At 67.7% G+C, this 11,705-nt stretch carries 12 protein-coding genes; 8 read left to right on the plus strand and 4 right to left on the minus strand.

Going from position 1 to position 11,705, the window contains the following annotated elements; all coding sequences use genetic code 11:
• Positions 1-180: 180 nt before the first annotated feature.
• Positions 181-1,107: an HAD family hydrolase gene (locus OG558_RS33000; RefSeq protein ID WP_405066474.1), complete on the minus strand. Its 927-nt coding sequence runs from the start codon at positions 1,105-1,107 to the stop codon at positions 181-183.
• 249 nt (positions 1,108-1,356) lie between these two features.
• Between OG558_RS33000 and OG558_RS33005 the strand changes: the two genes are divergently transcribed.
• The 5 genes from OG558_RS33005 to OG558_RS33025 all read left to right on the plus strand — a co-directional run bounded on the left by OG558_RS33005 (position 1,357) and on the right by OG558_RS33025 (position 5,423).
• Positions 1,357-2,661, plus strand: a complete 1,305-nt coding sequence (locus OG558_RS33005) for a hypothetical protein (RefSeq protein WP_405066475.1) — start codon at positions 1,357-1,359, stop codon at positions 2,659-2,661.
• A gap of 32 nt (positions 2,662-2,693) precedes the next feature.
• Complete coding sequence (locus OG558_RS33010; RefSeq protein ID WP_405066476.1) at positions 2,694-3,518, plus strand: hypothetical protein; 825 nt, start codon at positions 2,694-2,696, stop codon at positions 3,516-3,518.
• A complete protein-coding gene (locus OG558_RS33015; protein ID WP_405066477.1) occupies positions 3,502-4,152 on the plus strand; it encodes a hypothetical protein in 651 nt (216 codons plus the stop codon). The genes OG558_RS33010 and OG558_RS33015 overlap by 17 nt, the downstream gene beginning before the upstream one ends.
• 133 nt (positions 4,153-4,285) lie before the next feature.
• A complete protein-coding gene (locus OG558_RS33020; protein WP_405066478.1) occupies positions 4,286-4,720 on the plus strand; it encodes a hypothetical protein in 435 nt (144 codons plus the stop codon).
• Positions 4,707-5,423 carry a neutral zinc metallopeptidase gene (locus OG558_RS33025; protein WP_405066479.1) on the plus strand — a complete coding sequence of 239 codons (717 nt, stop codon included), beginning with the start codon at positions 4,707-4,709 and terminating at the stop codon, positions 5,421-5,423. The genes OG558_RS33020 and OG558_RS33025 overlap by 14 nt, the downstream gene beginning before the upstream one ends.
• 9 nt (positions 5,424-5,432) lie before the next feature.
• Here OG558_RS33025 and OG558_RS33030 read toward each other — a convergent pair whose 3' ends face one another.
• Together OG558_RS33030 and OG558_RS33035 are read right to left on the minus strand one after the other, a co-directional pair.
• Positions 5,433-5,918, minus strand: a complete 486-nt coding sequence (locus tag OG558_RS33030) for a hypothetical protein (protein ID WP_405066480.1) — start codon at positions 5,916-5,918, stop codon at positions 5,433-5,435.
• 346 nt (positions 5,919-6,264) lie between these two features.
• Complete coding sequence (locus OG558_RS33035; protein WP_329477579.1) at positions 6,265-8,616, minus strand: arylsulfatase; 2,352 nt, start codon at positions 8,614-8,616, stop codon at positions 6,265-6,267.
• A 171-nt stretch (positions 8,617-8,787) separates the two neighbouring features.
• On the opposite strand from OG558_RS33035, the gene OG558_RS33040 reads away from it, so the two are divergent.
• Positions 8,788-10,056, plus strand: coding sequence for a cation:proton antiporter (locus OG558_RS33040; RefSeq protein ID WP_405066481.1), 1,269 nt, complete (start codon positions 8,788-8,790; stop codon positions 10,054-10,056).
• A gap of 52 nt (positions 10,057-10,108) precedes the next feature.
• Here OG558_RS33040 and OG558_RS33045 read toward each other — a convergent pair whose 3' ends face one another.
• A complete protein-coding gene (locus OG558_RS33045; protein WP_329477577.1) occupies positions 10,109-10,408 on the minus strand; it encodes a hypothetical protein in 300 nt (99 codons plus the stop codon).
• Positions 10,409-10,630: 222 nt separating this feature from the next.
• Between OG558_RS33045 and OG558_RS33050 the strand changes: the two genes are divergently transcribed.
• Together OG558_RS33050 and OG558_RS33055 are read left to right on the plus strand one after the other, a co-directional pair.
• On the plus strand, positions 10,631-11,134 hold the full coding sequence (locus OG558_RS33050) for a DUF1269 domain-containing protein (RefSeq protein WP_405066482.1): 504 nt from the start codon (positions 10,631-10,633) through the stop codon (positions 11,132-11,134).
• Between the two features lie 15 nt (positions 11,135-11,149).
• Entirely contained in the window at positions 11,150-11,629 is a 480-nt protein-coding gene (locus OG558_RS33055) for a hypothetical protein (protein WP_405066483.1), read from the plus strand.
• Positions 11,630-11,705: the final 76 nt, after the last annotated feature.

The raw sequence follows: 11,705 nt of genomic DNA on the forward strand, positions 1-11,705 counted from the left end.
ATTTCGGATTCTTCCGGGACCACTACCTGGTCGATCATCTGCTGGATCTGGGCGGCTGGGAGGGCTACTGCCCTGGCCCAGTAGTAGATGACGAGACCGGCCTTACCAGCTGTGGTTCAGCTTGGCGCGGGAATATTCGCCGACGGGTTGCGGATACGGTGAGGGCCGAAATGCGTGCTGCTAGAAGACCTTTGCCCAGTCGTTTCTCATGCTGACGACGGTCCAGCCGGCCGCGGAGGCGCGGTCGAGGGCTTGCTCGGCGCCGGACGTGTACTCGAACTCCCGGTCGGCGTCGTCATGAAGCACCAGCAGCCGCAGGAAGGGCTTGTCGCCATGCTGGGTGTACTCGAGCATCGGGACGTCGCCGTTGGAGTTGCCGCCGGCGAGCACCGGTCGTCGTCCGGTCCGCGACCAGATCCGCACCGGCTTCTCCGGCCCGTCGTCGAGGTAGTCGGCTGCAGCCACACGCATGATCGTGCCACCGTGCTCGTCCGGCTTGTAGGTGAGCGCAATACTGCTGCCGATCACCCGCTCGCTCGGTACGGCGTACACCTCGTCGGTGATCGGTCGCATGAAGTCGCGGCCGCCGCCGGAGACGATGTAGTTCGAAAAACCGTTGTCGGCCAGGTAGGCGAGCAGTTCGACCATCGGCGCGTAGGCGCATTCGAGGTAGCCGCGACCGAGGGTGGGATGGCGAGCGGCGCGCAGGAACTCCTCTGCCTTCGCGGCGAACGTCTCGACGCTGATTCCTCCGTACGCCGCCAGCACGCCGGCTGCCACCGTTGCGACGTTGGTGTCGTCGCCCGCGTAGTGCTCATCCATCACCTTGCTGAACCAGCCGTAGTCTCGTTCGCGGGCGGCTTTCCACGGCTGGCGCTCCCGCAGGTCGGGGTCCGCCTCCGCCATCTCGACGAGGCGACGCAGAAAGAAGTCGAGCTGGATCGGCATCGGCTTCTCGCACCACAACGTGCCGTCGTTGTCGAAGACCGCCACCCGGTCCGCCATCGCCAATCCCGGTCCGGAGCCGTCGCCGCGGGCCTGCCGTACGAAGTCGACGATAGCGTCCTTGCTCCGGCTCTCGTTCCAGCTCGGCAACGGATCAGGCATCCCCGGCTCCTTTCGTACGCCGGGTCAAGGATCGCCGCGGCCTCGTCAGGAGTGCCTCACCCCCGCCGGGTGATTCCGCGCTCAGCCGGCCGACCACAGACTGAGGACTTCCGGGATGCCCCAGGCGATCGACACCGCAACGTCCCTCGTCGGATTTCGCTGCATCATCCGCGCGGGGTGAGGTCCTGGACGGCTGTGGCAGCGACGATCGAATCGCCGACGTGCAGCCGACACTCGAGGAGGCACAGCATGTCTGACCCGGACGCCGCGCTGTCAGCTGGTCCAGAACGCAGCGTGCCTGAGGAGGCACCCACCGCGAAGCGGTCGTCCAAGGGGCGGTCGGCCGCGGTGATCATCTGCGTGGTGCTGGCGGCCCTGCTGACGACACCGGCGGCGATCGCGTACTGGGGACAACGCACGCTGAACGACGCTACCCGCTACGTGAACACCGTCGGCCCGCTGGTGAACTCGCCAGAGGTGCAGGACGCCATCGCGACCAAGGTCACCGACACGATCCAGAAAGAGGTCGACGTCGAGGCACTCCTCAACCAGGTGTTCTCCGGCGTCATCACCGACCGGCCCCGGCTGCAGCGACTGGTTGGTCCGCTCGCCGCTGCGATCAACAGTTTCATCGACCGACAGGTCCGGGAGTTCCTCGCCTCGGACCAGTTCGCCGACCTCTGGATCGCGGCCAACACGCGGGCGCAGCAGTCCCTCCAGCGGATATTGAAGGGGGATCAATCCGGCGCTGTTCAGCTGCAGGGTGATCAGGTCGTCCTTGACCTCTCCGACGTCATCGACCAGGTCAAGCAACGCCTGGTCGACCGGGGACTCACGATCCTGCAGAACGTGCCGATCCCCAACGTCGACAAGCAGATCGTGTTGATGGAAGCGCCGCAACTGAAGCAGATCCGGACGATCTACGCCTTCGCGAACCCGCTGGCACAGTGGCTGATCGTGCTGGTCGCGGCTCTGTATCTGGCCGCTCTGGTGCTCGCGCGCCGGCGTCCGCGGATGACGGTGATCATCGGGGCACTACTGGCGGCGAACGCGCTGCTGCTCGCGCTGGCGCTGTCCGTCGGGCGGCAGCTGTTCATCGACGCGTTGGCCGGTACGACGTTCGGTCCGGCGAGCAGGGTCTTCTACGACCAGTTGCTCTCCTACCTCGATCGCGGCCGGCAAGTGTTCTTCTGGCTGGGTCTGAGCCTCGTGGTGATCGGCTGGTTCGCGGGATCCAACCGGTACGGCACCGCCGTTCGCGGTGGCGTGACCGGCGGTCTGGAAGGCATCGGGGGAGCCTTGGCCGACAGCCCGGTCGGTGGCGCCGGCCGATGGGTCGCGGCCAACGTCCGGTGGTTGCGCGTCGTCGTCGCGCTGCTGGGCGTCGTCGTCCTGCTCTGGGGCAACAACATCTCGCTGTCGCGCCTGTTCTGGTCACTCGCTCTGGTGGTCGGGTTGCTGGCAGTTCTGCAGGTCCTGGTCGGCGCCGGCCGGACACCAGTTGCCTCCGGCCCCGTCGCGCCGCCCGGAGCTGTACCCGGAACGGCGAAGTAGCAGACTGTGACAACGGGGGCGGGCAGGCCTCGATGAACATCGTCTGGGCTGCTCTGATCACGGTCCTCGTGACCGCGGTCACCGTCACGGCGATGCTCCTCGTGCGCAGGCGGGCGCCGGAGGGCAGCTACTTCACCGACGGTGACCGCGCCTCCGGCGTCTTCGGGGTGCTCGCCACCGGGTTCTCGGTACTCCTCGGTTTCATCATCTTCTTGTCGTTCACCTCGTACGACCAGTCGCGGGCCGGCGCCGAGGCCGAGGCAACGATCGTGGCGCAGCAGGTTGAGACGGCGCAGTTCATGCCCGGCAAGACCGCGTCGGAGCTCACCGGCGAACTGGTCTGCTACGCGCGGACCGTCGCCGGGCCGGAGTGGGACGCCCAGGACACCGGTTCGCTCGGGAACTCCATCAACCCGTGGGGTGTGGCGATGTTCCAGACGATCCGGGCTGTCAACCCGGTAACGCCGACCGAGCAGTCGGCGTACGACCGGTGGATGGATCAGACAACCCAACGGGAGCAGGCGCGCATCGACCGGGTGCACGGGGCGGAGGGCATCATCCCGACGCCCTTGTGGCTGGTCCTGTCGGTGATCTCGGTGGTGATCTTCGTGTACCTGTTGTTCTTCGCCGACCGGGCCGAGGGCGCGGTGACACAGGGCGTTCTGATGGGCAGCGTCACGGTGGTCATCACACTTCTGCTGCTCCTGCTCGTGTTCTTCGACCATCCGCACGGAGCGGGTGTGGGCAGGTTGCAGCCGACCGCGATGGTGCGAACCATCGGCCTGATCGACACCCAGCTCAAGGTGGTCGGGCTCGACGTGACACCTCCGTGTGACGAGCATGGCAACCGCCGCTGAGGAGAAGCCCAGCCGTGGCCGCACCGCGCAGGAGGTGCTGGTCACCGTCCTGCTGGTGGTCGCTGCCCTGGGGACCTCGTGGAGCAGCTACCAGGCCACGCGGTGGAACGGCGAGCAGGCCAAGGCGGCCTCCCGTACGAACGCGATCAGGATCGACGCTGCCCGGGCCCAAGGCCTGTCCCAGGCCCAGAGCCAGGTCGACGTCGCCACGTTCATCGCCTGGGCGGATGCGGACCGCCGGGGTGAGGCTGCCGTCGCCGCCTTCTACGCCGACCGGTTCCGCGCGGAGTTCCGGCCCGCGTTCAACGCCTGGATGGCGACCCACCCGTTGACGAACCCGGGTGCGCCGCCGACGCCCTTCGCCATGCCGCAGTACCAGCTCGCATCGCGGCAGGAGGCCGCACGGCTCGACGCGGCCGCCGAGAGCTCCGCGGCCGAGGTACGACGGGACATCCAGATCGCCAGCGACTACGTGCTCACCGTCGTCCTGTACGCCGTGGTCCTGTTCTTCGCCGGGATGAGCACCAAGATCGCCAACCCGCGGCTGCGATGGATCCTGGCCGGGGCCGGCTGTCTCGTCCTGGTCGGCGCCATCGCGTGGATCGCCACCTTTCCGGTCAGCTTCCACGTCTGAGCAGGGTCGGACAGTCGTCCGCTGCGGATGATGCCGGACCTGACGTGGTTCGCCAGCCTTGTGTCACTCCGCGGTGGCGGAGCGGTCCGATTACGCAACGCGTAGCGGCGAGAGACCAGGGGAGTGAACCACAGTGGCACAAGGTGCAGCGGCATCGCATTACGACGCGGCGGGCGAGGAACACGAGGTCAGCGGCTGGGCGGTCGGGTTCGTCCTGTTCGCCGGCCTGATGATGATCATGTCCGGAGGCTTCCAGATCTTCTCCGGTCTGGTGGCACTGTTCGAGAACGAGTTCTACGTGGCCACCCGCAATTACATGTTCCAGTTCGACGCGACCGCGTGGGGCTGGATCCACCTGATCGGTGGCCTGCTGGTGCTGCTGGCCGGTTTCGCGGTCATCGCGGGCCAGACCTGGGCCCGGGTGGTCGGCATCGTCCTGGCCATCCTGAGCGCACTGGCGAACTTCACCTTCATCCCGTACTACCCGTTCTGGGCACTGACCGTCATCGCGATCGACGTCTTCGTCATCTGGGCGCTGGCCGCGCACGGTCGCGATGTCGCTGCCTGACGGCACCCGCAGAAAGCGCACCGTCCTCGGGTGGCTGACGATCGCGATGGTCGCAGCCGCCTGCGGTGCGCCGACGTCCGCCCTGCCAGAGGGGGCCACCACCGAGACACCGCCGACGTCGGCGGATCAGACCGTCCCGGCGGTCGACCGGGAGGCGATGAAGGAGGACCAGGACACCGCGGTCAAGGCGGTGGACTCGTTCTGGCACCGCCACTTCACCGAGCAGTCCGGACAGCCGTACCAGAGTCCTCGTGTTGCCGGGGCCTACATCGGTACGCATGGACCGCCGTGCGGGGGCGAACCGGAATCCGTGCCGTTCAACGCCGTCTACTGCCGGCCCGGTGACTTCGTGGCCTGGGACGACGATCTGATGGCGGCCGGCTACAGCCAGATCGGCGATGCGTGGGTGTACCTGATCATCGCCCACGAGTGGGGCCACGCCATCCAGGCGAGGCTGCGCAGCGACCGGGTCTCGGTCGCGGCCGAACTCCAGGCGGACTGCCTGGCCGGGGCCACGCTGCAAGGAGCAGCCGACGACGGCCTGATCACGATCGAGCCCGGCGACAGCGAGGAGATCGCCAAAACCCTCGCCGCGGTCGCCGACGACTATCCCTGGACCAAGGAAAGCGATCACGGGAACGCCGAGCAGCGGACCTCCGCGTTCAACACCGGCGCGGAAGGCGGCGTCGGGGCGTGCATCTGAGTCGTTGACTCAGCTCGCCCGGCGCCGGGCGTCCTCGACGTACGGAAATGGGTTACCGGAGGCCCGCGCTCCGGAGGCGAGCCAGGCCGTGAGCCCCTCCGGAGATCGCCGCTGGAGTTCGTCGAGGTACTTCTGCCGCTGGTCGACGATGGCCAGGCGTATCGCCGCCGAAGGGGCGGTCTCCAGCAGGCGGAAACTCCGGCGCCAGGCCAGGCACAAGGCCTGATCGTCGAGGGAACCGAGCTCTCGCGCCGCGTCGTCGGCGGGACCGTCCGCGGATGGCGTCGCGGAGACGGCAGGTGTTGCCGGCTCCGGCTGACGGGCGGGAGGATCCCCCTTGGCGTGCCTTCCCGGGAACTTCGTTGTCAGAGCCGGCGTCGTCACTGCGAGTGCCACCACTACCAAGACGCCGGCGAACTTGAAGACCGCGATCAGCCCCACGGCGGCCGGCGTGATCAGCGCGCCGGCGAAGGTGACCCGAAGGATCCTGGGCACCTCGCTCTTCCCGTCCGCTCCCCACATGGACGACGCGACGACGGCGGTCGACATCCCGACCACGACCGCGCTGATGATGGTTCCGCCCACCCCCCAGCTGGCGATCGCGCAGATGAGCCCGACTGTGGTGGCCACGTAGATACAGCACGTCCGGACACTCTGACCCTTGCTGCGGGGAGCGCCGGAATCACGCCCCCCGGCGCCTGATGACCGCGTCGTCTCACTCACGTTGTCAGTTCCTTTGCCCCGGTTCTCGACTCCCCATCGAGTTCATTCAGACCAAAGCATGCCTCTCGCCGGCAGGTCCGCGCCTCCTCCGTCCGGGGTGAAACGGGGGCCGGCACAGCTACTGCCGGGCCAGGTGGGCCCGCAACTCGAGCTCGGGATCGTGGATGAGCTCGCCGCTGAGGTCGATGACGGCCTTGTGGATGGTGCCGGTGAACTTGAACGGGCTGATGTAGTCCGGGGTCACCGCGGAGCCGGGGTTGGCGCCGCAGGTGAGTGCACCGGGATTGAGGACGAACGGCGTCGTCACGGCCGCATCGGCGCTGGCCACCAGGTTTCCGTCGACGTACAACTGCAGGTGACCGGGCGCACCCTTTCCGTTGGGCAGGTCGGGTTTTCCCGTCGGCTCGAACTCGAAGCGGAGCTTGTGCTCGCCAGGCGCGACCGGGTCGGGTGACGACACCTCGAAAAGGCTCCTGCCGACGTAGTTGTGGACGTAGTGCAGCCGCTGATCCTTCATGTACAGCGAGTAGCCGCCGGCCGCGGTGCCTTGACAGAGGAGAACTCCTTCGGCGCCGCCGTCGGGGATCTCGACGAAGGCCGTGATGCTGTGCGGCCGGTTCAGGACGCGCGGGCCCGCGAAGAACGGGACCGGCTGGGTGTTCGGCCAGATCGTGTACTGATCGCGCGGAGGCGCGATCGACGGCTTGTCTGCGATCAGGCGTGCCAACCCACTCCCGTCGATCGGCAGGACGCCATGCTTCCCGGCCTCGGCGTACCAGGTGGAGATCAACGCGATCAGCCGATCGCGTTCGCCGGCGGCGAGGTTGTGGGTCTCCGCGGGGTCCTCCGCCACGTGATAGAGCTCCCAGCCCGCGCTGTCGAGCTGAGACAATCTCGCCGCACTGATCGGCTGACCGAAGCCGACACCCGCCTCGGCGAACGACGGGCCGGGCCACGGGCAGACCGCGCGCCACCCGTCGTGGTCGATGGCACGGTGGCCGAGCATCTCGAAGTACTGGGTGTGATGTTTGCTGGGCGCCGCTGCGTCGTCGAGGGCGTGCGCGAAGCTGACGCCGTGCAGCGGCGACTGCGTGACTCCGCGGATCGTCGGCGGCGGCTGGGTGCCGAGTAGGTCCAGGACAGTCGGCACCATGTCGATGAGGTGGGCGTACTGGTGGCGGATCTCGCCCTTCGCCTGCACGCCGGCCGGCCACGAGAGAATGAAGGGGTCGCAGGATCCGCCCCGGTAGGTCTCCCGCTTCCAGCGCCGGAACGGGGTGTTGCCCGCCCAGGTCCAGCCCCAGGGATAGTGGTTGACGTGCTTCGGGCCGCCGATCTCGTCGATGACCTTGAGGCTGTCCTCGAGTGACTCCGGAGCGTTGTTGAAGAACTGCGCCTCGTTCGTGGTTCCGGTCGGGCCGCCCTCGGCACTCGCCCCGTTGTCCGAGATCACCATCACGATCGTGTTGTCCAGCTCGCCCTGTTCACGCAGGAAGTCGAGCAGCCGGCCGAGATGGTGGTCGGTGTGGCTGAGGAAGCCCGCGAACACCTCCATCATCCGGCTGAACAGCCTGCGCGCCTCGGGTGGTTGCGACGGCCAGTCCGGTACGTCGGGGTCGTGCCGGGACAGCTCCGCGTCGGCGGGCATGATGCCGAGTTCCTTCTGCCGGGCGAAGACCTTCTCCCGATAGGCGTCCCAGCCCTCGTCGAAAGCACCCGCGTACTTGTCGGCCCACTCCTTCGGCACATGGTGTGGCGCGTGAGTGGCCCCGAAGCAGAGGTGCAGGTAGAACGGCTTGCCAGGGTCGATCTGCTTGGCGTCGGCGATGAACTCGATCGACCGGTCGACCAGATCCTCGGTGAGGTGGTATCCCTCCTCCGGCGTGCGCGGCGGCTCGATCTGGTGGTTGTCGTACACGAGGTCGGGATACCACTGACTCGTGTCGCCCCCGAGGAAGCCGTAGAAGCGCTCGAACCCGCGACCGAGCGGCCAGCGGGTGTAGGGCCCCGTCGCTGTCTCCTGATTGCTCGGGGTCAGGTGCCACTTGCCGATCATGAACGTGCTGTAGCCCTGCTCCACCAGCATCTCCGACAGCATCCCGTTCTCGAACGGGATGACCCCGTTGTAGCCAGGGAAGCCGGTCGCAAGTTCGGTGATGGCGGCCATGCCGTTGCTGTGGTGGTTCCGCCCGGTGACGATGCAGGACCGGCTCGGCGAACACAGCGCCGTGGTGTGCATGTTCGTGAACCGCAGCCCGGCGGCGGCCAGCGCGTCGAAGTTCGGTGTCTCGATCGGACTCCCGTAGCAGCCCAGGTGACCGAAACCCGTGTCGTCCAGCACCACGAACACCACGTTCGGGCTGCCGGCCTTCGCCCGGGTGATGGCCGGCCATGCCGGACTCGACTCGTCGGTTGTCCGTCCCACCACACCGGTGAACGGAGTCCCGGACGGATACTCCTCGATCGCCACGACAGCCCCCTTTCGCTTGAAAACGCAGTACGGGGCGGACTCTCCAGCCGACGATGCCAGCCTGCTGACCGTTCGAAACCCTCTCTGAGGGATGAGGTGGGGGGTGGGCGGCAGCTGTCAGGGTGGGGAAGATCCGAGCTGTACGCGATTCGGCAGGGCGGAGGCGGGGCGGTGACAGAGGGCACGTCCGCGGTGCTCGCGCTCCTCGTCCTTGCCTGGGCAGTGACCTCGGATCTCCTGGCCCGCCTGAACATCACCGGTCCGCTGGTGTTCGCCATCTCCGGCTACGTCTTGGGGAATCCTGACTGGGGTCCGCTTTCGGTGGACGTCGAGGCCCCGTCTGTCCATCGGATCGCGGAGCTGTCGCTGGCACTCCTGCTGTTCTCGGACGCTGCCAGGGTCAACCTCTCGAGGCTGAAGGCAGATGCTCGCCTGCCCGGCCGGCTGCTGGCGGTCGGCCTTCCCCTCTCCGTGATCCTCGGCTCTCTCTTCGCCGCGTGGTTCTTCGCCGATTTCACCTGGGCACTCGCCGGCTTCGTCGGCGCCACACTCGCTCCCACCGACGCTGCGCTCAGCGCGCAGGTGATCAACGACCGCCGGATACCTATGCGGCTGCGTCGCGCACTCAATGTGGAGAGTGGACTCAACGACGGCATCGTCACGCCGGTCGTCACGTTCACGCTGGCCGTCGCTGCCGGCGAACTCGGGATCGGGAGTCACGACAGCGGCTCCGACCACGGCGGCGGTGCGCTGCTCGAACTCGGCATCGGTCTCGTCATCGGCCTGGCGGTCGGAACAGCGAGCGCCAGACTCATCATGGTTGCCTCCCGACGGCACTGGATGAGCAAGGGGGCAGGGCGGCTCGCAACACTCGCCGCCGCACTCGGCAGCTTCGAACTCGCTGTCACGCTCAGCGGCAACGGGTTCATCGCGGCGTTCGTGGCCGGCATCGCCTTCGGAGCGGCACTTTCCGCGGATGATGCCGGCGCGGCCAGCGCCGTCGAGCTACCGGAACGTCTCGGTGAGGTCCTGGCACTCGCCGTCTGGTTCCTCTTCGGAGCGGCGCTGGTGCCGATCGCCGTGCACAACTTCGACCTCACGCTGCTCGCGTACGCCGTACTGAGTCTGACTGTGGTCCGCATGGTTCCGGTCGCGTTGGCTCTGCTCGGAGCCGGGCTGGATCGCAGCACCGTCCTGTTCGTGGGATGGTTCGGGCCGCGCGGCCTGGCCTCGGTCGTGTTCGCGCTGCTGGCGGTCGAGCAGCTCGGCGAAGCCTCTGTGGTCGAGCACGCCGTCGCAGTCATCGCGCTGACCGTGCTGTTGAGTGTGGCGCTGCACGGTGTCACGGCCGGTCCGTTCGGCAGCCGCTACGTCCACGTCGAGCGGGCGGCCGACGATCCGGGCTCGGCCCCCCGGTCACGACGCTCCGCCCACCACTAGCGGACGACGTGCAGCGGCCGTTCGCGTCGGTCGGCCAGGATGGGGTGCCGGGTCACGCCTGGGCGGTGCCCGGGTAGCCGGGAGCCGCGCGGCGTTGGGTCCAGCCGGAGCCCCAGTGCACGACGTCGAGGATGGCGGCCAGGACGATCCAGAACCAGTCGCCGCCGCTCAGGCCGCCGCCCGTGTAGAGGATGACGTACATGAGCGTCGCGAAGGGCAGGAAGATGATGCCGAGCAGCGGCCAGATCCACGTGTCGAAGGCGGAGTCGACCAGGTTGGGGCGCGCCACCCACACGATGAACAGAGCCAGGCGCGGAAAGACTCCGGCAAGCAGAGCGAAGAAGCACCCCATGGTCGTTCCTCTCGCGCGCGCCTGATCGCCGCAGTGCGGCGATGGTGGACTTGGATCGTTGCGTGCGGGCCGACGGCGAGCCTCATCCTGGCGGGGTGAATTGATCCGGGTGTGCTGCAGCTAGTCCGCCCGGGGTGAGGTGTTCCGGCCGGGACCGGAGGCATCGTCGGGGCGACATGTACCTCGGACCGCGTGCGGTCGCCCGATCAGGAGGAGAGACCCGTGGGATCTGACAGCAACGCTCCCGTCGACCTGTACATCGCCGCTTACATGGACGCGGACGCGGCGCGAGGCGATTGGGACGCGATCAAGCAAGCCGCGTCGGACGACGTGATCAAGGTCGACGGGCTCGTCCTCGTCAGCCGCGATGCCGACGGCAAGATCAACGTCGACGACGATTTCCACACGGCCCGCAAAGGCGCCAAGTGGGGCGCGGTCGGTGGCGCGGTGATCGGCCTCATCTTCCCACCCAGCCTGCTGGCCAGCGCGGCGGTCGGTGCGGGCGCGGGGCTGGGCATCGGTGCTCTCAAGTCCCACCGGGAGAAGGCGGCGATCAAGGCCGACGTCGAAGACGCCTTGCCGCCGAACAGTTCGGGCATCGTGGCGCTGTTCGAGGAAGTGTGGGTGGCCGACGTCGACAAGGCGCTGTCGCACGCGGACAAGGTCACCAAGAACGAGGTCGACGCGGACAGCGCGACGGAGGTCAAAGAGGCGGCCGGCAAGTAGGCCAGGGGGGAAGCTGTGTTGCGAATCGCCGGACGTCGATCGATGGTCGCCGCGCTGGTGACCGTTGCCCTGCTCGTCGTACCGATGGCGTGCAGTGACAACTCGACGCAGGGCCAGTCAAGTCCGTCAGTGACGGTAGCTCCACCGACGACAGGTGCGTCCACGGCGGACTGCGCTGCCGCGTCCGCACTGAAGTCCTCGCTGGCGGATCTGGCGAATGTGAAGCCCCTGCAGGACGGTCTCACCGCACTGACCACAGCGATGGCCAACGTCAAGAGCAGCCTGGGTGTCGCGGTAGCCGCGGCATCGGCTGCTCTGCAGCCTGCCGTCGAGAGTGTCAAAGCGGCGTTCTCACAGTTGGAGACCGCGGCGAGTGGCCTGAGTGCGGACAACCTCAGGCAGAAGGCGCCGCAGATCAACTCGGCGCTCCAGCAAGTCGGCAGCGCGGCCACGTCGTTCGCCACCACGCTGACACAGAGCTGTCCGGCAGGCTGATCGCCGGCTGTCACCAGCTCATCCGTGGTGGGTGAGGCGAACCTGGGGTCGCGCGGGCCAGCATCAGGTGCGAGCC

This window comes from Kribbella sp. NBC_01510, from assembly GCF_045040325.1.
Lineage (GTDB): Bacteria > Actinomycetota > Actinomycetes > Propionibacteriales > Kribbellaceae > Kribbella.